Consider the following 24,913-nt stretch of genomic DNA (forward strand, 5'->3'; position numbering starts at 1 on the left):
GCGGATTGTCTGCAGAATGAGTCGGCCGACGGCGGGACTTGTGGCGGTTGGTCCCCTACGCGTACCCCTGCCGGTGGCGCGTAGGCTGGTTACAGCCCGTGCTTCCTGTATAGCCCCGTGAGGTGTCCCGTGTCCCCGCGTCGCAACCGTCTCAAGGGCCCCAAGGGCACGGCCGCGTCCGGACGGAGCGCCGAGGACGACCGCTCCGGCCGGTACGGCGGCTGGCAGTCCACGGAGAGCTGGCGGGGCGAGGACTGGAGCGTGCGGCACGTGGCCGGGTCCGGCGCGGAGGGCAAGACGTACCGCTGCCCGGGCTGCGACCAGGTGATTCCCTCGGGCGTCCCGCACGTCGTGGCCTGGCCGGAGCACTCGGGCGTCGACGACCGCCGCCACTGGCACAAGGCGTGCTGGAACGCCAAGGACCGCCGCACCACGCGGGTGCAGCGGTCCCGTAACGCGCCGAGGTTCTGAGCGCTCTAGACGACCCGGGGCCTCACACGTCTCGCTGCTGCAGCAGCGCGAAGGCCGCGGCGGACACGGCGGCCGTCACGCCCAGCATGATCCACAGCGGGTCCCAGCCGGACGGGCCGGACTGGCTGAGGGAGTTGGAGTAGAAGACGCTCAGCTGGTTCGGGATCGAGTACTCGACCAGCTTCTCGCGCACGGACGACAGCGACTCGGAGAACATGAACAGCGCGATCACCAGCGGGGCGAGCACGGCGCCGATCATGATGGTGATGGCGCCCGCCGAGTGCCGGATGATCGAGCCGATCGCCAGCGAGAGCAGCCCGAGGAGGGCGAGGTAGAGGCTGACACCGACCGTGGCCTTCATCCACTCCCCGCCGGACGGGTCCTTGGCGCCGGTGCCGTCGAGCATGGACACCTGGGCCATGGCGACGAGGGAGGCCGACGCCAGCGTGACCACGAAGGCCACCCCGAAGAACACGATGGCCTTGGCCGCGAGCACGCGCCCCCGGCTGGGGCAGGCCACCATCGTCGTGCGGATCATGCCGGTGCCGTACTCCGAGGCCGTGGTCAGCACGCCCAGCGTGATGAGGCACATGCTGCCCAGCAGCAGCCCGAAGAAGCCCAGACCGAGCGGGTTCTGGTTCTCCATGCTCCCGTCGGAGGAGTCGTTCGACACCAGTGCGCCGGCGGCCAGCCCGATGCCGACCACCAGCAGCACGAACACGCCCAGCGTCCAGATCGTGGAGCGCACCGACTTGATCTTCGTCCACTCGGAGGCGAGCGCGTGCCCGAGGTGCGTGCGGACCACCGGGATCGGCGAGGTGTAGCCGGGGTACGAGGCTCCGGGCGCCGCCTGCCACTCGGGCGCGGCGGCTGCTGCCTGCGGCATCGGGGGCTGATGGGTGCTCATCGGGCGTCCTCGGGCTTGGTCGGGTTGGCGGGGGCGGATGCGGCGGGCTCGGGCGACTCGGCCGCCGGGGGCGCGGCCGGCGCCGGGCCCGAGGCCGGCTGCTGCGGCGCGGGCGGGGTCGCCGGGGCGGCGGGCGCCTGCGCGGGCGGCTGGGCGTAAGGATTCGGCCGGCCGGCGCCGGGAGCACCGTAGGCGTGGGGCGCGCCGGGAGCGCTCCCCGGAGTGCCGTACGCACCCGCGGCCGCCGCGGGGCCCCCGTACGGCCCCGCGGGCGCCCCGCCCTGCGGCACCGGCTGCCCCTGGGGCGCCCCGAACGGCTGGCCGCCCTGCTGGGGCGGCGGCGGCGCGTACCAGCCCGGCTGGCCCTGGCCCGGAACCGGCATGGGCGGCTGGGCGCCCGGCGGCAGCGGCTGCTGGAGGCCCGCCTTCTGGTCGATGGTCGAGCGGTAGTCCACGGCGCCCTGCGTCATCCGCATGTACGCCTCCTCCAGCGAGGCCTGGTGCGGCGAGAGCTCCCACAGCCGTACGTCCGCCTCGTGCGCGAGGTCGCTGATGCGGGGCAGCGGCAGCCCGGTTACGCGCAGCGCGCCGTCCTGCTCCGGCAGCACGTGCCCGCCCGCCTCGGTGAGCGCGGAGGTCAGCTTCTCCCGCAGTTGCGGCTCGGTGTCCGGCGTGCGCACCCGGGCGAAGTCGGCGGAGTTGGCGGAGATGAAGTCCGTCACGCTCATGTCGGCGAGGAGCTGGCCCCGCCCGATGACGATGAGGTGGTCGGCGGTCAGCGCCATCTCGCTCATCAGGTGGCTGGAGACGAACACGGTCCGCCCCTCGGCCGCCAGCGCCTTCATCAGATTGCGCACCCAGAGGATGCCCTCGGGGTCGAGCCCGTTGACCGGCTCGTCGAAGAGCAGCACCTGCGGGTCGCCGAGCAGCGCGGCCGCGATGCCGAGCCGCTGGCCCATGCCGAGGGAGAAGCCCTTGGAGCGCTTCTTGGCCACGTCCTGCAGGCCGACGACTCCGAGCACCTCGTCCACCCGCCGGGCCGGGATGCCCGACAGCTGGGCCAGACACAGCAGATGGTTGCGGGCGTGCCGGCCGCCGTGCACGGCCTTGGCGTCGAGCAGTGCACCGACCTGACGGGCCGCGTTGGGCAGCTTGCGGTACGGATAGCCGCCGATGGTCACCGTGCCCGCGGTCGGGTTGTCCAGGCCGAGGATCATCCGCATGGTGGTCGACTTGCCCGAGCCGTTGGGCCCGAGGAAGCCGGTGACGGCACCCGGTCGCACCTGGAAGGAAAGGTTGTACACGGCGGTCTTGTCGCCGTAGCGCTTGGTCAGGCCGACAGCCTCGATCATGCTCCGCACCCATCGAAATGTTCAGGACAGCGGGGCACACGCCCCCGTAAGGGTTAGGAGGATATCCGGGCGCTGACGGTTCCGCCCAAGGGGAAGTAAAGCTGCGTGCGGCGGGAGGGGCCGGCCGGTACGGCGGGACAGGGCGAGGCCCCCTGCCGACGGGGGAGTGGCAGGGGGCCTCGTGGGTGTCCGGGGTTACCGGGACTGCTGAGCCGGGACCCCGCGGGAGATCGGCTCGTCCTCGGCCGGCGACCCGGTGGCGGCCACCGCCGCGCCCGTCAGCGTGGCGAGCATCTCGCGGACGTTCGTCAGCTGGGCGTTGATGCTGTCGCGGCGGTTGGTCAGCGCGGCGAGCTCGCGCTCGGATTCCGAGCGGATCCGGTCGGCCTTGGCGTTGGCGTCGGCCACGATGTCCTCGGCCTGGCGCTGAGCGGTCTCGACCGTCTGGCGGGCGCGGCGCTCGGCGTCGGTGCGCAGCTTCTCCGCCTCCAGGCGCAGCTGCTCGGCGCGGTGCTCGATCTCCGCGAGGCGCTTCTCGGCCTTCTGCTGACGCGAGGCCAGGTCGCGCTCGGACTGCTCGCGGCGCTTGGCGAGGTTCGTCTCGAAGTCGGCGGCGGCCTGCGCGGCCTTGGCGCGGGTCTCCTCGAAGAGGGCGTCCGCCTCCTCGCGCTTGGACTGCGCGTCCTTCTGCGCCTCGGTGCGCAGCTGCTGGGCGTCACTCTTGGCCTTCTCGACGATCCGGACGCCCTCGTCCTCGGCCTTGGCCTTGCGTTCCGCGGCGAACGACTCCGCGTCGTTGCGCACCTGCTGGGCCGCCGACTCCGCGAGCTCGCGGTGCTGCTCGGCCGCGCGCCGGGCCTCCTCACGCAGATCCTTTGCCTCCTCCTCGGCGAGGCGGAGGATCTTCTCGACCCGCGCGCCGAGACCCGCGTACGACGGCTCGGCGTCGCTGATCTGGGCCTGGGCGTTCTGGGTTTCGAGATGGAGCTCCTCGATGCGCTTTTCCAGAGCGGTGATGCGGGCGAGAGCGCTGTCACGGTCGGAGACGAGCTTGGAGATCCGTTCGTCCACCTGAGCGCGGTCGTATCCACGCCGCACAAGCTCGAAGCCGTAGGGGGAAGTGTCGCTCATGGGGTTCCTGTCGAATGAGACCGGTGAGGTGATAGGTGGAATCCTAGGGGCCGAAGCGGTGTGTCATCGAGCGGATACGTGTTTGATCTGGAGAATGACACCTCTTTTGAACATTCGACCCCCGGACGACCAGCCCATCATGTCGCCGAAGACGTGGTCAAAGCACCCAGAAGACATCAGAACCCACCCTGTGCGCTAGCTGTCTGACGACTTGCCACCCGATCGAGGGGGCCCCACGGTGGCGCCCGCCTTGACTCCGTTGTCCTTGCCGGACGACGGGGCCTCGAAGGACTCCAACGCCTCCAGCACGTCCTGGACACGGGAGATCTCGGCGTTGATGTCCTCGCGCCGGCGCACCAGGACCTCCAGCTCGCGCTTGCCCTCCTCGACGGTGCGCCGGGCCTCGCGGATCGCCTCGGCCTTGAGCTCCTCGGCCTCCCTGACGAGCGAGGACTTCTTCTGCTCGGCCTCCTTGAGGAGACCCTCCGCCTTCTTGACCGCGGCGATACGCACCTTGCCCGCCTCGGAGTTGGCCTCCGAGACGATCTCCTTGGCCTTGGCCTGCGCCTTGGCGAGCTGCTCCTCCGCGGCCTTGATGAGCGCGTCGCAGCGGTCGCCGGTCGACTTCATCGTCTCGGCGGCCTCGCGGCGGGCCCGCTCGTGCAGCTCCTCGATCTCGGCCGTGATGCGGTCGCGCAGTTCCTCCGCGCGCTCCCTGATCGCGGTCGCGTCCCGGCGGGCCCCGACCAGCAGCTCGTCCGCGTCCGTACGGGCCTTCTCCACCGTCGAGTTGCCCTCGACCCGGGCCTCGGACACCAGGCGCTCGGCCTCCTGCCGGGCGACGCCCACCATCGTGTCGGCCTGCGACTCGGCGTCCGCGGTGGTCTTCTGCGCCTGCTGCTGCGCCTCGGTCAGCAGCTTGTCCGCCTCGGCGGTGGTCTCCGTGATCAGCTTGTCGACCTGCTCGGCCGCCTCCGAACGCCGCTTGTTGGCGTCCTTGCGAGCCTCGTCCAGCGTCCGGTCGGCCTCCTCGCGGGCGGCCGTCATCAGCCGCTCGGCCTCCGCCTCCGCGTCCGCCCTGACCCGCTGCGACTCGGTGCGGATCCGCTCCGCCTGCTGCTGCGCCGAACCGACCGTCTCGGCCGCCTCGGCCCGCAGCCGCTCCGCGTCGCCGGAGGCGTCCGCGATCAGCCGCTCGGCCTTGGCGACCGCCTCGGCCCGCACCCGGTCGGCCTCGGCGGCCGTCTCCGACTGGAGCCGCTCCGCCTCGGCGATCGTCTCGGTCTGCAGCCGCTCGGCCTCGTTGCGCGCCTCGGTGATGAGGGTGTCCGCCTGGGTCGCCGCGTCCGAACGGATCCGGTTGGCGTCCTCCCGGGCCTCCGCACGGGTGCGCGCCGCGGACTGGTCGGCCTCCGCCAGCGCGTCCGACGCCTCGGTACGCACCCGCTGGGCGTGCGCCGCGGAGTCGGCGCGCAGCCGCTCGGCCTCGGCCATCGCCTCCGCCATGGTGCGCTCGGCGAGCGCCTTCGCGGCCTCGGACTCCTCCTGCGCCTCCCGGCGCAGCCGGCCCGAGTCCTCGCTCGCCCGCTCCCGCTCGGCGTAGGCGTCGGCGCGGACCCGGTCCGCCTCCTCCTGTGCCTCCCGGCGGGTGCGGTCCGCCGCGTGCTCGGCGGCGGAGCGCAGTCCGGCGATCTCCTCCTGCGCCTGCTCGTGCAGCCCGGCGACGGAGTCCCGTACCTGCTGGGCGTGGAGCTCGGCCGCCGACACCATCTCGGAGGCGCGCCGGTCGGCCTCCTCCACCAGCCGGATCGCCTCGGCCTGCGCGTCCTCCACACGCCGGCGAGCGGACGCCAGCAGCTCCTCGCTCTGCTCGCGGGCCCGCTCACGCTCCTGGTCGGCCTCGGCGCGCGCGGCACCGAGCAGTTCCTCGGCCTCGCGACGGCGGCGGGCGGCCTCCTCCTGGGCGGCGGCCAGCGTCTCGGACGCCTCCGCGGCGAGCCGCTCGGCGGCGCCCTGGGCCTCCGCCCGCACCCGGTCGGCGGTGTCCTGGGCCTCCGACTTCAGCCGCTCGGCCTCGGCCGAGGCCTCCGACCGCAGGCGTACGGCGATGGCCTCGCCCTCCGCCCGGGACGCGGACGCGTCCGCCGCGGCCTCGTCCCGCAGCCGCTCGGCCTCCGTCTCCGCCTGCTGCTGGAGCGTACGGATCCGGTCGGCGGCCTCCGCGCGCAGCCGCTCGGTCTCCTCGCCGGCCTCCCGGCGGATCCGCGCGGCCTCCTCCCGGGCGTCCGTCAGCGCCTGCTCGGCGGACGCCAGCCGCGCCTCGGCCTCGCCGTGCAGCCGGGTCAGCTCGGCGGCGGCCTCCGCCTGCCGGGCCTCGACCGCCCGCTCGGTCTCCTCGCGCAGCTCGCGGGCGCCCTGTTCGGCGTTCGAGGTGATGGTCTCGGCGAGCTCCACCGCCTCCTCGCGGGAGCGCTCGTTCTCCGCGCGGGTGCGCTCCAGGACCTCCTCGGCCTGCCGGCGCAGCGTCGTGGCCCGCTCGATGGCCTCGGTGCGGACCTTCTCGCTGTCCGCGGTCGCCTTCTGGCGCAGTTCGTCCGCGTCGGCCTTCGCCTTGGACAGCAGTTCCTCGGCCGAACGGGCGGCCTCCTCGATCTGCTGGACGGCTTCCTTGCGGGCCTCCGCGCGGATCTTCTCGCCCTCGGCGACCGCGTCGGAGCGCAGCTGCTCGGCCTCGCCGCGCAGCCGGCGGGCCTCCTCCTGCAGCTCGACCGTCTTGGCGCGGTACTCCTTGGTGTCGTCCTTGGCGGCGCCCTTGAGCTGCTCGGCGATGTCGTGCGCCTCGGCGCGCAGCCGGTCCGCCTCCGTCTCGGCCTCGCGCCGGATCCGCTCGGCCTCCTCGGCCGCGGCCTTGGTGGTGTTCCGGGCGTCCTCGGCCGCCTTGTTCAGCACGTCCTCGGCGGTCTTCGCCGCCTTGGACAGCTGGGTCGCGCTCTCCTCGGCGGTGAGCGTGCGGGCGTTCTCGGCGGCCTCCGCGACGATCCGCTCGGCCTCGGCACGGGCGTCCGCGACCAGCTGCTCGGCCTCGGACCTGGTGTTCTCGGCCTCCTTGGTGGCCTCCTCGACCAGCCGGGCGACCTGCTCCTTCGCCGTGCGCGTGCGCTGCTCGTTGGTGGACTCGGCGCTGGAGAGGGCCTTGGCGGCGGCCTCCTTGGCCTCCGTGACCAGCTTCTCGGCCTCGGTCTGCGCCTTGCGCAGCGCCTCCTCCGCCTCGGCCATGCGCTGCTCGGCGGCCCGGCTCAGCTCGCCGGCCTGGCGGCGGGCGGCGTCCGACTCCGTCGCGGTGGAGGTCCGCAGCTGCTCGGCGTGGTCGGTGGCCTCCTGGGCCTGGGTGGAGGCGGCGTTCAGCAGCCGCTCGGCGTCCGCGCGGGCCCGGCGCAGCAGCTGCTCGGCCTCCGCGCGGGCCGCCTCGGCGTCGCTCTGCAGCCGCTGGCGGGCCTCGGAGGTCAGCCGTTCGGCCTCCGCGCGGGCCGCGGCCATGGCCTGCTCGGCCTCCGCACGGGACTCGTCGAGGAGCCGGCGGGCCTGGGCCTCGGTGCGGGCGCGCAGCTGCTCGGCCCACGCCACGTTCTCGTTGACGTGCGACTCGACCGTCTGCCGGCGCTCGGCCAGCTCCTGGTCCAGCTGCTGGCGGCGGGCCACCGCCTCGGCGTGCAGCTCGGCCTGCAGCCGGGCCGCCTGCTCGGCGTGCTCCTGCAGGATGCGCTGGGTCTGCGCGCGGGCCTGGCTCAGCTCCCGCTCGGCGTCCTGGCGCAGCTGGTCGGCCTGGATCTGGGCGTTGCGCAGCAACTGTTCGGCCTGGTAGCCGATGTCACCGCCGTCGAACGCGGGCCGGGACATGATGGTGCGCCGCGCCTCGTGCAGCTTGGCGCGCAGCACCTCGACCTGGTAGCCGAGGTCCTCGGCATGCTGGATCGCCTTTTCCCGCTCGGTCTTCAGCCGCTTCATCTCGGCCTCGAACCGAGAGAGGTGGTCGACGTCAGCCGCCGGCTCTCGCTCCTGGCTCTCGTAGCCCCGCACTGCGCGGTCCCATCCGTCCCCTGGTCGCAAGCCTGTCCAAACGAGCTCCGTCCATCCGCCGGACGGGGCCCCCGGGGAATGGTGTCAGATCAACGGCGGAGCACGGGCTGCTGCCCCGACGCTCGTCCCCCGAAACCTGGACCCCGGTGGTCCTGCCCCTGACGGCAGGACCGGGTCGTCCCCTGTTCGGGGACGACCGCCCCCAACCCTACCGGCCCCTTTGTACGAGGGTCAGTGCTCAGGTGTCTCAACGGGCGCGGATGTGACCAGTTCTGTCAGTACGCCATGGCAGTCCTTCGGGTGCAGGAAGGTGATCCGCGACCCCATGGAGCCGCGTCGTGGCTCCTCGTACAGAACGCGTACGCCCTTCTCCCCGATGGCGGCGGCGTCCTGGTCCACATCCGCCGTACCGAAGGCGATGTGGTGGACGCCCTCCCCGTTCTTCGCCAGCCACTTGCCGACCGCGGAGTCCTCGCGGGTCGGTTCCAGCAGCTGGAGGTACGAGGCCCCGCCGTCGGACGTCTCGTTGATCTTGAGCATGGCCTCGCGCACGCCCTGCTCCTCGTTGACCTCGGTGTGGAACACCTCGAAGCCGTACGTGGCCCGGTAGAACTCGACGGTCGCGTCGAGGTCGTGGCAGGCGATCCCGATGTGGTCGATTCGCGTCAGCATGGTGTCAGTGCATCGCTCCTCGGAGGGTTACGCAACGTGCGAGCGATCACACCGACAGCCAGATGACGGGGTGCCGTACCGGTCAGTACATTCGAAGTAAACCCTCGTTCACTCCTCAGCTGGTGCAGCTGAAAGGGGATCCCACCTCATGTCAGGATCGAACAGCACGACCTCCGTCATCGTCGCGGGTGCCCGCACCCCGATGGGGCGGCTGCTCGGCTCGCTGAAGTCGTTCTCCGGAGCCGACCTGGGCGGCTTCGCGATCAAGGCCGCCCTCGACCGTGCGGGGATCGGCGGCGACCAGGTGCAGTACGTGATCATGGGCCAGGTGCTGCAGGCCGGTGCGGGCCAGATCCCGGCACGCCAGGCCGCGGTCAAGGCGGGCATCCCGATGAACGTCCCGGCGCTCACCGTCAACAAGGTGTGCCTGTCCGGCCTCGACGCCATCGCCCTCGCGGACCAGTTGATCCGTGCGGGTGAGTTCGACGTGGTCGTCGCCGGCGGCCAGGAGTCCATGACCAACGCGCCCCACCTGCTGCCGAAGTCCCGCGAGGGCTTCAAGTACGGCGCCGTCGAGATGCTCGACGCCATGGCGTACGACGGCCTGACCGACGCCTTCGAGGGCATCGCCATGGGCGAGTCCACGGAGAAGCACAACACGCGGCTCGGCATCAAGCGCCCCGAGCAGGACGAGATCGCCGCCCTGTCGCACCAGCGGGCCGCCGCCGCGCAGAAGAACGGCGTCTTCGAGGCCGAGATCACCCCGGTGGAGATCCCGCAGCGCAAGGGCGAGCCGGTCGTCTTCAGCAAGGACGAGGGCATCCGCGGCGACACCACGGCCGAGTCCCTGGGCAAGCTGCGCCCGGCCTTCGCCAAGGACGGCACGATCACGGCCGGCTCCTCTTCGCAGATCTCCGACGGCGCCGCTGCCGTGGTCGTGATGAGCAAGGCCAAGGCGCAGGAACTGGGCCTGGACTGGATCGCCGAGATCGGCGCGCACGGCAACGTGGCGGGGCCGGACAACTCGCTGCAGTCCCAGCCGTCCAACGCGATCCTGCACGCCCTGAAGAAGGAGGGCCTGGAGGTCTCCGACCTCGACCTCATCGAGATCAACGAGGCCTTCGCCGCCGTCGCGGTCCAGTCGATGAAGGACCTCGGAGTGTCCACCGAAAAGGTGAACGTCAACGGTGGCGCCATCGCCCTCGGCCACCCCATCGGGATGTCCGGCGCCCGTCTGGTGCTGCATCTGGCGCTGGAGCTGAAGCGCCGGGGCGGCGGGGTCGGCGCGGCCGCGCTGTGCGGCGGCGGCGGCCAGGGCGACGCGCTGATCGTGCGCGTCCCCAAGGCCTGAGCGCACCCTCGGGGTAGGCCCTACCGGTGTAGGCCCTACCAGGTCCCTTTCGCGAACGGAGCTGTGATGCAGGACGTCTCCTCACTGGTGGACCGGGCCAGGGAAGGCCGACCGCGGGCCGTGGCCCGGCTGATCTCCCTGGTGGAGGGGGCATCCCCGCAGCTCAGGGAGGTCATGGCGGCCCTGGCGCCGCTGACCGGGAACGCGTACGTGGTCGGTCTCACCGGCTCCCCGGGGGTCGGCAAGTCGACATCCACCTCGGCGCTGGTGACCGCGTACCGCAAACAGGGCAAACGGGTGGGGGTCCTCGCGGTGGACCCCTCCTCGCCGTTCTCCGGCGGCGCCCTGCTCGGCGACCGGATCCGCATGTCGGACCACGCCTCCGACCCCGGCGTCTACATCCGCTCCATGGCCACGCGCGGCCATCTGGGCGGCCTGGCCTGGGCGGCCCCCCAGGCGATCCGTGTGCTGGACGCGGCGGGCTGCGACGTGATCCTGGTCGAGACGGTGGGCGTCGGCCAGTCGGAGGTGGAGATCGCCTCCCAGGCGGACACCTCCGTCGTCCTGCTCGCGCCGGGCATGGGCGACGGCATCCAGGCGGCCAAGGCGGGCATCCTGGAGATCGGCGACGTGTACGTCGTCAACAAGGCCGACCGCGACGGCGCGGACGCCACGGCCCGCGAGCTCAACCACATGCTGGGCCTCGGCGAGTCCCGCGGCCCCGGCGACTGGCGCCCGCCCATCGTCAAGACGGTCGCCGCCCGCGGCGAGGGCGTCGACGAGGTCGTCGAGGCACTGGAGAAGCACCGCGCCTGGATGGAGGAGCGCGGCGTCCTGTCCGAACGCCGTCTCGCCCGCGCGGCGCGCGAGGTGGAGAGCATCGCCGTCACCGCCCTGCGCGAACGCATCGCCGACCTCCACGGCGACCGCCGCCTCGGCGCGCTGGCCGAGCGGATCGTCGCCGGGGACCTGGACCCGTACCGGGCGGCGGACGAGCTGGTGGCGGGGCTGACGGAGGGCTGAGCGGGGCCCTTTCCGGGGCGCCGTTCCGACGGGGGCAGGGGGCGCCACGCCCCCGGCGGCCTGGCCGGCGGAAACGATCGGCGCTTGCCGCCGCGGCGGGGCGGAGCCCTGAGCGTCCACCGTGTGCCCCGTGCCCGCAGGCCCCGCGGCGGGCCGGGTACCGGGGGCGGCGGGCGCGTTGGCCGTCCGGCCCGCTGGTTCCTGGCGGGCCGGAAAAGCACGTGGCCACCAAGGCCCCGCGGCGGGCCGGGTACCGGGGACGGCGGGCGCGTTGGCCGTCCGGCCCGCTGGTTCCTGGCGGGCCGGAAAAGCAGGTGGCCACCAAGGTCCCGCGGCGGGCCGGGTACCGGGGGCGGCGGGCGCGTTGGCCGTCCGGCCCGCTGGTTCCTGGCGGGCCGGAAAAGCACGTGACCACCGGTCGCCCCCCTGCTAGCTTGACCGGCATGTTCCTCCTCCTGGCATAGAGCGCGCACCGCACCCGCGCCCGGCAGGCCGATCGGCCGTCGGCGGCGCGGGGCTTCGGTGTCCCCTCATCCGCCTCCAGCCGAGGAACCGACTCATGTCCGCGCTCACTTCGTCGCGCCCTTCCCCCACGCCCCGGCCGTCCTACGCCGCCGTCCTGCGCGTCCCGCACGCCCGCCGCACCTTCGCCGCCGCGCTGACGGCCCGCCTGTCGTACGGCACGGTCGGACCGGCCGTGCTGCTGGCGGTGACCCGGGCGACCGGCTCGTACGCCGTCTCCGGAACGGTGATGGCCGTGTTCGGCGCCGCCACCGTCTTCCTCATGCCGTTACGGGCGGCCCTGGTCGACCGGCACGGCCCGCGCCGGGCCCTGATCCCCATGGCGTCGTTGTACGGCGCCCTGCTGTGCGCCCTGGCGGCACTCACCTGGCGTCCGGGCGCCCCGCCGGTCCTCCTCGCCGCGGTCGCCGCCCTCGCCGGCGCCTGCGCGCCCCCGCTGGGCCCCACCATGCGTACCGTGTGGGCCGAACTGGTCGACGATCCCGGGCTCGTGCAGCGGGCCTACAGCCTGGACGGGGTCGCCGAGGAACTGCTGTTCGTCTCCGGCCCGGCGCTGGTCGGCGTACTCGTCCGCTTCGCCCCACCGGCGGCCGGGCTCGCCCTGAGCGCGCTGCTGATCGTGGCCGGGACCCAGGCGTTCGCGACCTCCCCGGCCATGCCGGGGCCCCGCGCCGCCGCGCCGAAGGACAGGCCCGGGCGCCGGTTCGAGCGCGGGCTGCTCTCCCCGGTCGTCGTGGCCGCGGGCATGGGCCTCGCGCTCAGCGGCGCCGAGTTGCTGGTGATGGCCCTCGCGACCGAGCGCTCGTACGACGCCGCCCTGGTCCCCTGGATCCTGGCCGCGCTCTCGGCGGGCAGCGCGGTGGGCGGACTCCTCAACGGGGCCGTCGGCTGGCGCAGGTCCACCCGGACGCGCCTGGCCGGTTTCGCCGCCGGCCTCGGCCTGGTGCTCGCCGTCACGGGCCTCGCCCCCGGCCCGTGGACCCTCACGGCGGCCGTCGCGACCGCGGGCCTGTTCGTCGCCCCGGCCCTGACGACGGCGTACCTCCACGCCGAGGAGACGGCGGCCCCCGGAGCCCGGACGCGGGCGGGGGCCTGGGTGAACACCGCGGTGAACGCGGGCGGCTCGAGCGGTTCCCTGCTGACCGGGATGCTGATCGGCCGGGTGCCGGTCGCCGTGTGCTTCGTGCTGGCGGGCGGGGTGGCGCTGTCGGCCGGCGTGGTGTGCCTCCTGGCCCCGGGCGCCGGTCAAAAGGGAGCGGCAGGCGAGACCTGAACACCCGCCTGCCGCTCCGGCGCCCCGACCGAGGTCAGGGACGTCCTCGTTGCCCCCGCAGATGCTCGGCGATCGGCTTCAGAGCCTTGTCCAGCTCCAGCAGCGCCTCGGGCGAGAGCAGGTCGATGAAGTGCTTCCGTACGGACGCCACATGGTGCGGGGCGACCTTCTTCATGGTCTCCATGCCGTGCTCGGTGAGCACGGCGTAGAGGCCGCGGCGGTCGGACTCGCAGTTCTCCCGGCGCACCAGGTTCGCGTTCTCCATGCGTGTGATCTGGTGCGAGAGCCGGCTCTTGGACTGGAGGGTCGCGGAGGCGAGGTCGCTCATCCGCATCCGCACGTCCTCGGACTCGGAGAGGTTCACGAGGATCTCGTAGTCGTTCATTGTCAGTCCGAACGGCTGCAGATCCCTCTCGAGCTGGTACGTCAACAGCCTGTTGACCTCCAGGTGGGTGCGCCAGGCGCACTGCTCCGCATCGGTCAGCCAGCGCGTGGCCGTTTCGGTCTCCATGAATGAAGTCTACCTAAAATGTTGAAAAACGAACTAACGAGGGTCGTGTGACAGTGCGCACGCGTTCGACGTCACACTCCGCAGACTACCGCTCACAGCCCGAAGCGACGCTGGAGGTCCCCCAGCTGTCCGGGAAGACGCGGTGCGGCCGACGGTTGCGCTCCGTGTCCGCCGGGCGCCCCTGCGCCACCACCGGGCACTCCCGGCTCGTGCGGAACAGCCCCTGTCGCCTGCTCCGCCATCAGCGTCTCGGTCGACTGCAGCAGCACCGTCCCGGCCCCCACGAACTCGAACTGGTGCTCCTCCCCGGAGGCCCCGCCGAGCCCCGTCATCGCACGTAGACCGCCCATGACGCCCGTCAGGTACCCGTGGTCGTAGTGATGGCACGGGGACGGACAGTCGGCCCAGCCGACGAGCGCCTGCGGGTCCACCCGGATGGGGGGCTCCATGAACACCACCGGGCCGTTAGATGCGGCCACGAACTTCCCGGTTCCGATGAGTGTCAGAAAACCCGGCACGATCGACTGTTTGAGAGCGAGACTTGGCTGAAAAGCGAGCAAGTTGCCCGAGCGAATGGTCAGGTTGCCGTCGTCCAGGTCGTAGGAGTTCACATCGAACGCCCGGTCGGCGAGGAGCATCTTCCCCGAGCCCTCCGCCACCACCCAGTCGCTCGCGTGCAGAGGCGAATGAAACGAAGTACGGACAAGACGGTCGAGCCCGCCGTGCCCGACGCCGTTGAACTCGATCGCCCCGTAGTACGCGATCATCTTCCCCTTCTGCAGGAACCACTGCGCCCCCTTGAGCTCGACGCAGAAGGTGTACTTGTTGACGTTGTCGTCGACGGGCAGCGTCATGGGGTCGTACACCACGGGCCCGCCGGGGGCTCCGTACCCGGGCCCACCGGGGATTCCGTACCCGCTCACAGCTTCTCCTCCGAGGCCTGGACGAACACCGTGCCGCTTCCGCTGAGCTCCAGCTGGAACGCCTCGCCCGAGCCGCGCCCCACCATGTCGCGCCAGCCGAGCGCGGTGGACAGCTTGTTGCGCAGGTCGCCGTGGTGGGCGACGTACGCCTGCGGATCGACGTGGACGGGCCGCTGCGGCGTGACGGGGATCTCGAAGACCCCGCCGTGCGCCATCACCGCCACCGCCCCGTGCCCCTTCAGGGTGGTCGTGAACAGGCCCTGTCCGGTGACCTGCCCCCGCACCATCCCCATCACCCCGCCCTGCGAGCCCATGAACATCGTCCCCTGCTGGAGCGTGCCCTCGAAGGCCAGCAGCCGGTCCGCCTCCACGTACAGGGTGTCGCCGGAGAGATTGATGACGTGCACGTGGTGGCCGCCGTGCCCGAAGAAGACGGTCCCGCTGCCCTCGACGGACATCAGGGGAGTGGCCTCCCCGGCGACCCGCCGCCCGATCATCGACATCAGTCCCCCCTGACCGCCCTGGATGTTCGGGGTGAAGGAGACGTTCCCCTTGTAGGCGAGCATCGCTCCGCGCTGACTGAACAGCCGCTGCCCGGGCAGCACGGTGGCCTCGACCATCTTGGAGTTGACCTCACGCAGCGCCATGTCACACGTCCCCCGCGATCGTGTTCCGCTCACTGGGCTGGACGTACACCAGCCCGTCCCCCTCGAACCGGATCTGGAACGCCTCGCCGCCGCCCTCACCGAGGAAGGTGCGGAAGGTCACACCGGACTGGAAGGACTGCCGGACGTTCCCCTGGTGGGCGATGTAGGCCCCCGGGTCCACGATCAGCGGGTACTGGGGGCTCACCCGCAGCACCACCGCCGGCCCGTCCGACATGATCGCGGCCTGCCCGTGGCCCTCGACGGTCGTCGTGAACAGCCCGTTGCCCTGGGAGGCGCCACGCAGGCCCGTGAACGTCGTACCGGTCCTCAGCCCGGCGTCCGTCGCGAGCAGGTTGCTCGACTCCACGTACAGCTTGTCCCCCTGGAGGGCGACGAGATTGATCTCCGCGGCCCGGTCGGCGAACCAGCACGTCCCGTGCCCCTTCACCTCCATCACCGTCATCTGCTCGCCGGTGAGCCGCCGGGTCACCATCCCCCGCAGACCCTCACCGCCTCCGCTCAGCTTCTTGAAGGCCATCTGCCCGTCGTACGCGACCATGGAGCCGTTCTTCGCCTTGACGGCATCACCGGTCATGTCGACGGCGAGCACCTTGCTTCCCTGCAGTCGGAACATCGCCACGGGGTGAAGGTAGCGGCGGACCGAAGGGTGCCGACAGACCCCTGCCGTCGGGCAGGGGTGTTCGTTTGCCACAATGGGGCGACGATTGTGCTTCCGTTCACAAGGCGACCGCGTCGCCGGCGACTCTCCACCGAAGGTGATCAGTGGACCTCAAGACAGCCTCCGCCATCCGCCGCCTGCGCCTGGTCTCCGTGCCGGAGGGCATCTCCTGGATCGTGCTCGCGGCCTGCACGGTGATCAAGTACACGGTCGCCTCGGGCTTCGACGTGGCCCCCGTGCTGGGCCCGATCCACGGCGTGCTGTTCATCCTCTACGTGCTCTTCTGGCTCGACGCCTGGAACCGCACCAAGTGGGCCAAGGGCAAGGCCGCCGTCTACTTCGCCTACTCGATCATCCCGGGCGGCGGCTTCATCGCCGAGCGCAGGCTCCGCCGCGAGTCCGAGGACGCGGTCATCGCCGCCCGCGCCCGCAAGGAAGGGGTCGTGAACGCATGATCGTCGCCTTCTCCGTGACGCCGCTGGGCGTCGGCGAGGACGTCGGGGAGTACGTCGCCGACGCCGTCCGCGTGGTGCGCGAGTCGGGCCTGCCCAACCGCACCGACGCCATGTTCACCTCCGTCGAGGGCGAGTGGGACGAGGTCATGGCCGTCGTCCGGCGCGCCGTCGCCGTCGTCGAGGAACGGGTTCCCCGGGTGTCGCTGGTGCTCAAGGCGGACATCCGTCCCGGGGTGACCGACGGCCTCACCTCGAAGGTCGAGACCGTCGAAAGGCATCTGGCCGGCTAGCCGCTGCCGGGGCACCAGGGCGGCGTGGCGCCCCCGTGGCCGCTCCGGTGGCTCCCGGGGAGACCGAAGGCCGAGACGGAGCTGACCGGAATGTGACCGGCGGGTAGGGTCTGATGACGTGCCGAAGCCTCTCAGTCTTCCCTTCGACCCCATCGCCCGTGCCGACGAGCTCTGGAAGCAGCGGTGGGGAAACGTGCCGTCGATGGCGGCGATCACCTCGATCATGCGGGCGCACCAGATCCTGCTGGCGGAGGTCGACGCGGTGGTCAAGCCGTACGGGCTGACCTTCGCGCGGTACGAGGCACTGGTGCTGCTCACCTTCTCCAAGGCCGGGGAACTGCCGATGTCCAAGATCGGTGAGCGGCTCATGGTGCATCCCACCTCCGTGACGAACACCGTCGACCGGCTGGTGAAGTCCGGGCTGGTGGCCAGGCGGCCCAACCCGAACGACGGGCGCGGCACGCTCGCCACCATCACGGCCAAGGGACGCGAGGTGGTCGACGCGGCCACCAGGGACCTGATGGCGATGGACTTCGGGCTCGGCTGTTACGACGCCGAGGAGTGCGCGGAGATCTTCGCGATGCTGCGGCCCCTCAGGATCGCGGCGAACGACTTCGACGAGGACTGAGCCGAGGGCCGGGCGGGGCAGGGCGGGGGGCCGAGCCGAGGACTGAGCCCACGGCCGCCCGGCGGCGCACCCGGGACAAGATCTCCCGGAACGGGCGGTTACGCTCGACGGCATGAAAAAGAACGTGCTGACCCGCTACCGCGTCATGGCCTACACCACCGGTGTGCTGCTGGTGCTGCTCTGCCTGAGCATGATCGCGAAGTACGGGCTTCACATGGACGGCGCCGCCGACTTCACCCGCGTCGTCGCCATCGCCCACGGCTGGCTGTACGTCGTCTACCTGGTCGTCGCCTTCGACCTGGGTTCCAAGGCGAAGTGGCCGGTCGGCAAGCAGCTGTGGGTGCTGCTCGCGGGAACCATCCCGACCGCCGCCTTCTTCGTCGAGCGGAAGATCAGCCACGAGCTGGAGTCGAAGGTCGCGGACCAGGCACCGGCCGCCGTCAAGGCGTAGTACCGCCCCACCGGACGGGTCACGATCCGCCGGACGGGTCACGTTCCACCGCCGCCCGAGACTCGCGCGGCGGTCAGCCGTCGACATTTACTAGGACGTCCTAGTAAATTCGAAGGTATGGACGCTGACGCCATCGAGGACGGCCGCCGACGCTGGCAGGCCCGCTACGACGCCGCGCGCAAGCGCGACGCTGACTTCACGACGCTCTCCGGCGATGCCGTCGAGCCCGTGTACGGCCCCCGGCCGGGGGACAGGTACGACGGTTTCGAGCGGATCGGCTGGCCGGGGGAGTACCCCTTCACACGCGGCCTCTACCCGACCGGCTACCGCGGGCGTACGTGGACCATCCGGCAGTTCGCCGGGTTCGGCAACGCCGAACAGACCAACGAGCGCTACAAGATGATCCTGGCCGCCGGCGGCGGCGGTCTCTCGGTGGCCTTCGACATGCCGACGCTGATGGGCCGCGACTCCGACGACCCGCGCTCGCTGGGCGAGGTCGGGCACTGCGGGGTGGCCATCGACTCGGCGGCGGACATGGAGGTCCTGTTCAAGGACATCCCGCTGGGCGACGTGACGACGTCCATGACCATCAGCGGGCCGGCCGTGCCCGTCTTCTGCATGTACCTGGTCGCCGCCGAACGGCAGGGCGTGGACCCGTCCGTCCTCAACGGCACGCTGCAGACCGACATCTTCAAGGAGTACATCGCCCAGAAGGAGTGGCTCTTCCAGCCCGAGCCCCATCTGCGGCTGATCGGCGACCTGATGGAGTACTGCGCGGCCGGCATCCCCGCGTACAAGCCGCTGTCCGTCTCCGGCTACCACATCCGCGAGGCGGGATCGACGGCCGCGCAGGAACTGGCGTACACGCTCGCGGACGGCTTCGGCTACGTCGAGCTGGGCCTGTCGCGCGGCCTGGACGTGGACGTCTTCGCGCCCGGTCTCTCCTTCTTCTTCGACGCCCACCTCGACTTCTTCGAGGAGATCGCCAAGTTCCGGGCCGCCCGGCGGATCTGGGCGCGGTGGATGCGGGACGTGTACGGGGCGAAGAGCGAGAAGGCGCAGTGGCTGCGCTTCCACACGCAGACCGCCGGGGTCTCGCTGACCGCCCAGCAGCCGTACAACAACGTGGTGCGCACGGCGGTGGAGGCGCTGGCGGCGGTGCTGGGCGGCACGAACTCGCTGCACACCAACGCGCTGGACGAGACCCTCGCGCTGCCCTCCGAGCAGGCGGCGGAGATCGCCCTGCGCACCCAGCAGGTTCTGATGGAGGAGACCGGCGTCGCCAACGTGGCCGACCCGCTGGGCGGTTCCTGGTACGTCGAGCAGCTCACCGACCGGATCGAGGCCGACGCCGAGAAGATCTTCGACCAGATCAAGGAGCGCGGCCTGCGGGCCCACCCCGACGGCCGGCACCCGATCGGTCCGATCACCTCCGGCATCCTGCGCGGAATCGAGGACGGCTGGTTCACCGGCGAGATCGCCGAGTCCGCGTTCCGCTACCAGCAGGCGCTGGAGAAGGGCGACAAGAAGGTCGTCGGCGTCAACGTCGCCACCGGCTCCGTCACCGGCGACCTGGAGATCCTCCGGGTCAGCCACGAGGTGGAACGGGAGCAGGTCCGCGAACTCGGGTCCCGGAAGGCGTCCCGTGACGACACCCGGGTACGGACGGCCCTGGACGCCATGCTGACCGCCGCCCGCTCCGGCGCCAACATGATCGAGCCCATGCTGGACGCGGTCCGCGCGGAGGCGACGCTGGGGGAGATCTGCGGGGTGCTGCGGGACGAGTGGGGGGTTTACACGGAGCCGGCGGGGTTCTGACGGGAGTTCACTCGGCGGACGCGGCGGGAGCCGCGAGCGGCACACCTACGAGGGGGTGTCCCGCGTCGCTCCCGCCAGTCCCAGCAGCAGTACCCGGGTGAAGCCGCGCACCCACTCCTCGTCCGCCGGTTTGCCGCTGACCAGGGTGCGGTGCACCACCGCGCCCGCCACCATGTCGAAGATGAGGTCGACCGTCCGGGCGGCTTCGCCGGGGTCGGCCTCCGGCGGCAGTTCGCCGCGGGTCTGGGCGCGGGCGCGGCCCTCGAGGACCAGCCGCTTCTGGCGGTCCACTATCGACGTGCGGATGCGCTCCCGCAGGGCGTCGTCGCGGGTGGATTCCGCGACCGCCGCCATCAGTCCGCTCTTGGCCTCCGGGCGGGCGAGGATGGCCGCGAACTGCAGGACGACGCCCTCGATGTCGGCGGCGAGGCTGCCCCGGTCGGGGAGTTCGAGTTCGTCGAAGAGCTCGGCCACCGCGTCGACGACGAGTTCGTTCTTGCCCGCCCAGCGGCGGTAGAGCGTCGTCTTCGCAACCCCCGCCCGCGTGGCCACGTCTCCCAAGGTGAGCTTGGACCAGCCGAGTTCCACCAGCGCCTCCCGGGTCGCGGCCAGGATCGCGGCGTCCGCGGCGGCGTTGCGCGGGCGTCCGGGGCGGCTGGCGGGGGTGCGGCTCTCCATGCCCCGACCATAACCGGCCGTTCCTGTGAGGCCGTGAGGGAGATCACCGGGGCGGGCTGTCGTCCGCACCGCCGAAGGTATTACGCTACGACTCGTAGCGTAAGCGACGACCATTCGGCGCTGGGTGGGGACCCGGCGCCGCAAGCGCTTCACAACGCTTTTTCACACACGCGCGGGAACGGGGGAGGATAGACGCATGCAGCCACGGAACATGTCCATGAGCGGCGTCGTCGACCTCGCCGCGGTGAAGGCGGCCCAGGAGGCCAAGGCCAAGGCCGAGCAGACGCGCGCCGAAGCCGCCCGGCAGGGCGGCGGCGCCGGGGCCGTCTCCCCGGCCGATCTCGTCATCGACGTAGACGAGGCCACCTTCGAACGCGATGTCCTCCAGCGGTCCGCCGAGGTACCGGTCGTCATCGACTTCTGGGCCGAGTGGTGTCAGCCCTGCAAGCAGCTGAGCCCGGTCCTGGAGCGGCTGGCCGTCGAGTACAACGGCCGTATCCTCCTGGCGAAGATCGACGTCGACGCCAACCAGATGCTGATGCAGCAGTTCGGGGTGCAGGGCATCCCGGCCGTCTTCGCCGTAGTCGCGGGCCAGGCCCTGCCGCTCTTCCAGGGGGCCGCCGGCGAGGCGCAGATCCGCCAGACCCTCGACCAGCTGGTGCAGGTCGCCGAACAGCGCTTCGGGCTCACCGGCCTGAGCGTCGACCCGGACGCCGCGCCCGGCGACGGAGCCACGCCGGAGGCGAGTGTGCCGGCGGGCCCGTACGACGCCTTGCTGGAGGCGGCCGTACAGGCTCTGGACGCCGGGGACCTCGGCGGCGCGGTCCAGGCGTACCGGAACGTACTCAACGACGACCCGGCCAACACGGAGGCCAAGCTCGGCCTGGCGCAGGCGGAGTTGCTGCAGCGGGTGCAGGGCGCGGACCCGCAGCAGGTGCGCAGGGACGCGGCCGACAGGCCGAACGACATCGAGGCGCAGATCGCCGCCGCCGACCTGGATCTGGTGGGCGGGCACGTGGAGGACGCGTTCGGACGGCTGATCGAGACCGTGCAGCGCACGGTGGGTGACGACCGGGACACCGTACGCCGCCGCCTGCTGGAGCTGTTCGAGGTGGTCGGTCCGGAGGACCCGCGGGTCGTGGGTGCGCGGCGGGCGTTGGCGAGGGCCCTGTTCTGAGGCGGCCGTTGACCAGTCGCTAAACGTCCGGCCATGTGTTGCCGGAGTGAAAAATTCGCCAGTGAGGCGTCGAGGCGGCCGCACTTTGCCAAAACTTGGTAATCGCGGCCGCTGTTACTCCCAGTAAAACAAGGCTGTTGATGTGTCTGGTTCCGTCCAGGGATCAACAGCTTTGTTCTGCCCTTGGATGACACCGAGAGTCGCTCTCCGAGACCGGTGGGTCGTCCCACGGTTATCCGGCCGTTACTAGTCAGTAACGAAGCCCCTTGTGCGGGCGGCGAGAATGCACCACGATCGGCCACGCTCGGTCCATTTCCGTACCCCGACAGCCGGTCGGGTCACGTGACAATCTGGGTCCCCACCGAGCAGAGCCGGCGGCAGTGGAGCCGGCTCTGGGACAGGGGGGTCTTCGCCCACGGCGAAGCCTGTCCAGCAGGGTTGTGCGTGATGCGTGTCAGGCGCGACCAGTGGTTGTCGCTCGGGGGTGATCGCCGGTGCTTCGGTCGCGATTCGCGCCACCGAGATGCGGGCGCTCCCCTACCCGAGGACGTAGCACTTCTCCCATCCCTGCCCGGCTGAGCCGCTGACTCGGTGGCGAGCGAGGGCCAGGAGATGTACGTCCGAGAAGGAGGAAATATGGAGTCCCAGGTGCGTGGCGGGACCAGATGGAAGCGGTTCGCTGTGGTCATGGTGCCCAGCGTCGCCGCTACGGCCGCGATAGGTGTCGCCCTTGCGCAGGGTGCTCTCGCCGCGTCGTTCAGTGTGTCGGGGCAGAACTTCAAGGTGAGTGCCGACAAGCTCGTCGGCCAGGGGTTCTCCCAGTACGGCTCCATCGACTCAGGCAAGAGCCTTGATGGCAAAGAGAACCAGGCGCACCCGGTGGCGGTGTCGGCGTTCACACACGCCAACATCACCAAGATGTGCCAGTCCGTGGTCACCCCGATCCCGTTGCTGGGCAAGAACGTCACGCTCAAGCTGACCGCGGGCGACAAGGGCACGGACGTCGAGGCCGACCACCTCTACATCGATGTCGACACCCTCGACTCGACCGAGGCCGTGTTCCACGGCATGGACATCGGCGTAGCCGCCGGCAGTGTCAAGGGTGAGAAGCCCAAGTCGGGCGAGAACACGAGCCCGTACGGGTTCGCGCAGCAGGCCGACGACGCCACGCTGACCGGCGTGCATCAGACGGCATGGGCCACCACGGCCGGCACCTTCAAGCTCTCCAACCTGCACATGGGTCTGAGCTGGGGCAGCGGCCCGGGTATCGAGTGCTACTAGGCGCTCAGTGACGGGCGGGGGAGCCGGTACGGTCCCCCGCCCGTCACCGCTTGGCCCTCGCCTTCACATCCCCCCACATTTCCATCGCACCATCACCCTCACCACAGCAACGCCGCACCAGGGAGCTGTTTTCCATGAGCGCCGAGACTCCTGCTGCACCCGGCCAGTTCACTCACCGGAGGCAGCAGTTCCGCGCCTGGCGGGGCAATCGGCCGTTCTGGGCCGGCCTGTTCGTCTTGCTCGGCGGCTTTCCGATCATGTACTTCCCGTACGCCCGCATCAAGTTGGGCGCCCTGACGCTGGCGATGTCCACCACGGCGGGAGCCGGGTCGCTGATCATCGGCGTGCTTCTCGTCGTCCTGGGCATCAGCCTCTGGTTCCAGAAGCACGTACGGGTCTTCGCGGGCGTGGCGGCGATCCTGTTGGCGCTGGTGTCCATCCCCGTGTCCAACTTCGGGGGCTTCGTCGTGGGCTTCCTGCTCGCTCTGATCGGCGGAGCGCTTGCCGTCTCCTGGGCGCCGGGCACGGCCCCGCAGCCGGAGCCGCAGGCACCGGACGCACCGGGCGCGGCCGGCGACCCTGGGGCCGCACCGCTGTTCGGCAAGGGTCTGGACGGGGCGGGCGAGTCGAACGACCTGTCGGGAACGAGCCCTGCCAACGGGGCGAACGGGAGGCACAGTGCCGGCTGACGAGGTGACCCACGGGACCGATGTGGACGGGTCCCGCGCGAGAACCGGGCCCCGCCACGCGGCACCCAAGAAGCCGCTGTTCAGATTCCACATGCCGGCCGGCAAGGCGATAGCCACCGTGGCGATGCCGACGGCGGTGCTGATGGGCCTGGGCGTGACGTCCTCGCTCGCCCTCGCGGACAGTTCCGGCACGTCCAACAGCCAGAAGGCCGCGGAGTACAAGGACTGCGTCAAGGCGCTCGACGGCTCCGACGACGCATCGTCCTCGCCGTCGCCGTCGGCGAGCGAGTCCACCGGCACGGCGACGCCGACTCCCTCGGCATCCGCCGATACAGGCAAGGACACCAGCAAGGGCAAGACCAAGGACTCGGGCGGCACCTCTTCGTCGGATTCAGGTACCGACGACAAGGCCACGCCCAAGCCGACCGCGACCTCCGGCTCCTCCGACACGGGTTCCGGCTCGGGCTCCGGCAGTGGTGACACGCCCTCGCCCGCTCCGTCGGCCTCCCAGAGCAGCGGTGGCGGCCTGCTGGACACCATCGGTGACACGGTCGGAGACATCCTCACCGGCGGCGCGAAGGACTCCGGCACGACCGCGAGCCCGACGCCCTCCGCGTCCGAGTCGTCGTCCCCGGCTCCCTCGTCCTCGTCGGGCACGTCGTCCTCGTCCGGCTCCGCCGACAAGGGCAGCGCCACCGACACCGTCAAGGACACGGTCGACAAGGCCACCAAGACGGTCGGGGACACCGTGAAGGGCACCACCGACAAGGTGTCCAAGACGGCCCAGGACGCCACCAAGACGGTCGAGGACGCCACCAAGGGGGCCAAGGACGCGGCCGAGTCGGCCACACCCGACCCGTCCGCCAGTTCCAGCACGTCTCCGGACGACTGCCCGGCGGCCACCGACAAGGTCGCCGGCGTCGACAACAAGGTGTCGGTGGCGGACGACCCCTGGTACCTGGACGCCAGCTATCTGACGCTGAAGGGTGCCGACTACCAGGGCATCGTCGAGGTTCGGACGGCCAGCGGCGCCACGAAGAAGGTCCTCAAGTACGTCATCAACGACGGCACCGACATCGGCGACCTGCACCAGATGGTGAAGGACAAGCAGGCGGGCAAGACCTACCACGTGCAGAGCGCCAAGGGTCAGAAATCCACCATCACCGGCGGCAAGACCACGATGTACACCGAGAGCATCTCGGGCAACCTGCTGGGCCTGGTCCCCGTGAAGTTCAGCCCGGACAACCCGCCGCCGCTGAACATCCCGCTGATCTACATGACCAACGTCAAGGTGGTCCAGGCGGCCCAGTTCGGCGGCAACCTGACCATCCCCGGGATGCGTCAGTACACGACCGACTGAGCGGCCGCACAGACGGCGGTGAGGGCCGCGAGCAGTTCATGCAGACGCTCGGCTGGGGTTTCCCCGGCCGAGCGTTTCGCGTGGGCGCCGGGCGGACACCGAGCCGGCTCGGCGGCATTTCCTCGACGAGACCGAACCCGGACTGCCCTCTCAGGGCGCCCGGTTCAGGTGGGCGTCGAAACCTGCCGGGGTCGCGGCGCCGGAGAGGTAGCGCTCGAGCATCTCCCGCCGCAGCGCGAGTTGCTGTTCCTGGTGCGCGAGCTGGTCGCGGACCTGCCGCACGCGGGCGAGTAGTCCGGTGCAGTCGCCCTGGGGGTGCGCGGATCCGGCGCAAGGCAGGATCTGCCGGATGATCTCGGAGGACAACCCCGCGCGGTAGAGATCCTGGATGAAGGCGACCACGCGCACTGCCTGCTCGTCGTAGTCCCGGTATCCGTTGGCGCCTCGGCTTACGGGCAGCAGTCCTTGTTCCTCGTAGTAGCGAAGCGACCGCGTGCTGACGCCGGTGGCCTTGGCGAGTTCTCCGATGCGCACGCCGTCTCCTCGA

At 71.2% G+C, this 24,913-nt stretch carries 24 protein-coding genes; 13 read left to right on the forward strand and 11 right to left on the reverse strand.

Annotation, left to right across the window (positions count from 1 at the left end; all coding sequences use genetic code 11):
• Positions 1–129 precede the first annotated feature (129 nt).
• A complete protein-coding gene (locus ACWC21_RS17305; RefSeq protein WP_450882581.1) occupies positions 130–471 on the forward strand; it encodes an ATP/GTP-binding protein in 342 nt (113 codons plus the stop codon).
• Positions 472–493: 22 nt separating this feature from the next.
• Here ACWC21_RS17305 and ACWC21_RS17310 read toward each other — a convergent pair whose 3' ends face one another.
• From ACWC21_RS17310 to mce, 5 genes are all read right to left on the reverse strand, one after another.
• A complete protein-coding gene (locus ACWC21_RS17310; RefSeq protein ID WP_450882583.1) occupies positions 494–1,378 on the reverse strand; it encodes an ABC transporter permease in 885 nt (294 codons plus the stop codon).
• Positions 1,375–2,730, reverse strand: a complete 1,356-nt coding sequence (locus ACWC21_RS17315) for an ABC transporter ATP-binding protein (RefSeq protein WP_450882585.1) — start codon at positions 2,728–2,730, stop codon at positions 1,375–1,377. The genes ACWC21_RS17310 and ACWC21_RS17315 overlap by 4 nt, the downstream gene beginning before the upstream one ends.
• 195 nt (positions 2,731–2,925) lie before the next feature.
• Positions 2,926–3,861, reverse strand: a complete 936-nt coding sequence (locus ACWC21_RS17320; protein WP_450882587.1) for a cellulose-binding protein — start codon at positions 3,859–3,861, stop codon at positions 2,926–2,928.
• Between the two features lie 195 nt (positions 3,862–4,056).
• Positions 4,057–7,938: a polarized growth protein Scy gene (gene scy, locus ACWC21_RS17325; RefSeq protein ID WP_450882589.1), complete on the reverse strand. Its 3,882-nt coding sequence runs from the start codon at positions 7,936–7,938 to the stop codon at positions 4,057–4,059.
• Positions 7,939–8,169: 231 nt separating this feature from the next.
• The gene (gene mce / locus ACWC21_RS17330) at positions 8,170–8,610 is read right to left on the reverse strand and encodes a methylmalonyl-CoA epimerase (RefSeq protein ID WP_388802065.1); all 441 of its coding nucleotides are present in this window, start codon (positions 8,608–8,610) and stop codon (positions 8,170–8,172) included.
• 148 nt (positions 8,611–8,758) lie between these two features.
• On the opposite strand from mce, the gene ACWC21_RS17335 reads away from it, so the two are divergent.
• The 3 genes from ACWC21_RS17335 (at position 8,759) to ACWC21_RS17345 (ending at position 12,779) form a co-directional block, all read left to right on the forward strand.
• Positions 8,759–9,961 carry an acetyl-CoA C-acetyltransferase gene (locus tag ACWC21_RS17335; protein ID WP_450882592.1) on the forward strand — a complete coding sequence of 401 codons (1,203 nt, stop codon included), beginning with the start codon at positions 8,759–8,761 and terminating at the stop codon, positions 9,959–9,961.
• A gap of 66 nt (positions 9,962–10,027) precedes the next feature.
• Positions 10,028–10,984 (forward strand): methylmalonyl Co-A mutase-associated GTPase MeaB, encoded by a 957-nt coding sequence (meaB, locus tag ACWC21_RS17340; protein ID WP_450882594.1) that lies wholly within the window; start codon positions 10,028–10,030, stop codon positions 10,982–10,984.
• Positions 10,985–11,543: 559 nt separating this feature from the next.
• A complete protein-coding gene (locus ACWC21_RS17345; RefSeq protein WP_450882596.1) occupies positions 11,544–12,779 on the forward strand; it encodes an MFS transporter in 1,236 nt (411 codons plus the stop codon).
• Between the two features lie 34 nt (positions 12,780–12,813).
• Here ACWC21_RS17345 and ACWC21_RS17350 read toward each other — a convergent pair whose 3' ends face one another.
• The 4 genes from ACWC21_RS17350 to ACWC21_RS17365 all read right to left on the reverse strand — a co-directional run bounded on the left by ACWC21_RS17350 (position 12,814) and on the right by ACWC21_RS17365 (position 15,494).
• Positions 12,814–13,290, reverse strand: a complete 477-nt coding sequence (locus ACWC21_RS17350) for a MarR family winged helix-turn-helix transcriptional regulator (protein ID WP_389151794.1) — start codon at positions 13,288–13,290, stop codon at positions 12,814–12,816.
• A gap of 92 nt (positions 13,291–13,382) precedes the next feature.
• Entirely contained in the window at positions 13,383–14,144 is a 762-nt protein-coding gene (locus ACWC21_RS17355) for an AIM24 family protein (RefSeq protein WP_450882687.1), read from the reverse strand.
• A 65-nt stretch (positions 14,145–14,209) separates the two neighbouring features.
• The gene (locus ACWC21_RS17360; RefSeq protein ID WP_450882598.1) at positions 14,210–14,860 is read right to left on the reverse strand and encodes an AIM24 family protein; all 651 of its coding nucleotides are present in this window, start codon (positions 14,858–14,860) and stop codon (positions 14,210–14,212) included.
• Position 14,861: 1 nt separating this feature from the next.
• Positions 14,862–15,494, reverse strand: a complete 633-nt coding sequence (locus tag ACWC21_RS17365) for an AIM24 family protein (protein WP_389152248.1) — start codon at positions 15,492–15,494, stop codon at positions 14,862–14,864.
• A 149-nt stretch (positions 15,495–15,643) separates the two neighbouring features.
• Here ACWC21_RS17365 and ACWC21_RS17370 point away from each other — a divergent pair, with 149 nt between their 5' ends.
• The 5 genes from ACWC21_RS17370 (at position 15,644) to ACWC21_RS17390 (ending at position 19,181) form a co-directional block, all read left to right on the forward strand.
• A complete protein-coding gene (locus tag ACWC21_RS17370) occupies positions 15,644–15,994 on the forward strand; it encodes a DUF3817 domain-containing protein (RefSeq protein WP_389151800.1) in 351 nt (116 codons plus the stop codon).
• On the forward strand, positions 15,991–16,284 hold the full coding sequence (locus tag ACWC21_RS17375) for an MTH1187 family thiamine-binding protein (RefSeq protein WP_450882600.1): 294 nt from the start codon (positions 15,991–15,993) through the stop codon (positions 16,282–16,284). Before ACWC21_RS17370 ends, ACWC21_RS17375 begins: the two co-directional genes overlap by 4 nt.
• Before the next feature lie 118 nt (positions 16,285–16,402).
• Positions 16,403–16,912 (forward strand): MarR family winged helix-turn-helix transcriptional regulator, encoded by a 510-nt coding sequence (locus ACWC21_RS17380; RefSeq protein WP_389151806.1) that lies wholly within the window; start codon positions 16,403–16,405, stop codon positions 16,910–16,912.
• Between the two features lie 112 nt (positions 16,913–17,024).
• Positions 17,025–17,363 (forward strand): DUF3817 domain-containing protein, encoded by a 339-nt coding sequence (locus tag ACWC21_RS17385; protein ID WP_450882602.1) that lies wholly within the window; start codon positions 17,025–17,027, stop codon positions 17,361–17,363.
• A 117-nt stretch (positions 17,364–17,480) separates the two neighbouring features.
• A complete protein-coding gene (locus ACWC21_RS17390; protein WP_450882604.1) occupies positions 17,481–19,181 on the forward strand; it encodes an acyl-CoA mutase large subunit family protein in 1,701 nt (566 codons plus the stop codon).
• A 45-nt stretch (positions 19,182–19,226) separates the two neighbouring features.
• Here the strand turns inward: ACWC21_RS17390 and ACWC21_RS17395 are convergent, their stop codons facing one another.
• Complete coding sequence (locus ACWC21_RS17395; RefSeq protein WP_450882606.1) at positions 19,227–19,859, reverse strand: TetR/AcrR family transcriptional regulator; 633 nt, start codon at positions 19,857–19,859, stop codon at positions 19,227–19,229.
• A 196-nt stretch (positions 19,860–20,055) separates the two neighbouring features.
• On the opposite strand from ACWC21_RS17395, the gene ACWC21_RS17400 reads away from it, so the two are divergent.
• The 4 genes from ACWC21_RS17400 (at position 20,056) to ACWC21_RS17415 (ending at position 24,366) form a co-directional block, all read left to right on the forward strand.
• On the forward strand, positions 20,056–21,036 hold the full coding sequence (locus ACWC21_RS17400; RefSeq protein ID WP_450882608.1) for a tetratricopeptide repeat protein: 981 nt from the start codon (positions 20,056–20,058) through the stop codon (positions 21,034–21,036).
• A gap of 636 nt (positions 21,037–21,672) precedes the next feature.
• Positions 21,673–22,317, forward strand: a complete 645-nt coding sequence (locus ACWC21_RS17405; RefSeq protein WP_450882610.1) for a DUF6230 family protein — start codon at positions 21,673–21,675, stop codon at positions 22,315–22,317.
• A gap of 134 nt (positions 22,318–22,451) precedes the next feature.
• A complete protein-coding gene (locus ACWC21_RS17410) occupies positions 22,452–23,006 on the forward strand; it encodes a DUF6114 domain-containing protein (RefSeq protein ID WP_450882612.1) in 555 nt (184 codons plus the stop codon).
• Entirely contained in the window at positions 22,996–24,366 is a 1,371-nt protein-coding gene (locus ACWC21_RS17415) for a hypothetical protein (RefSeq protein WP_450882614.1), read from the forward strand. The genes ACWC21_RS17410 and ACWC21_RS17415 overlap by 11 nt, the downstream gene beginning before the upstream one ends.
• 150 nt (positions 24,367–24,516) lie before the next feature.
• Here ACWC21_RS17415 and ACWC21_RS17420 read toward each other — a convergent pair whose 3' ends face one another.
• A complete protein-coding gene (locus ACWC21_RS17420) occupies positions 24,517–24,900 on the reverse strand; it encodes a MerR family transcriptional regulator (RefSeq protein ID WP_450882616.1) in 384 nt (127 codons plus the stop codon).
• Positions 24,901–24,913: the final 13 nt, after the last annotated feature.

The sequence above is a fragment of the Streptomyces sp. NPDC001348 genome (assembly GCF_053597535.1).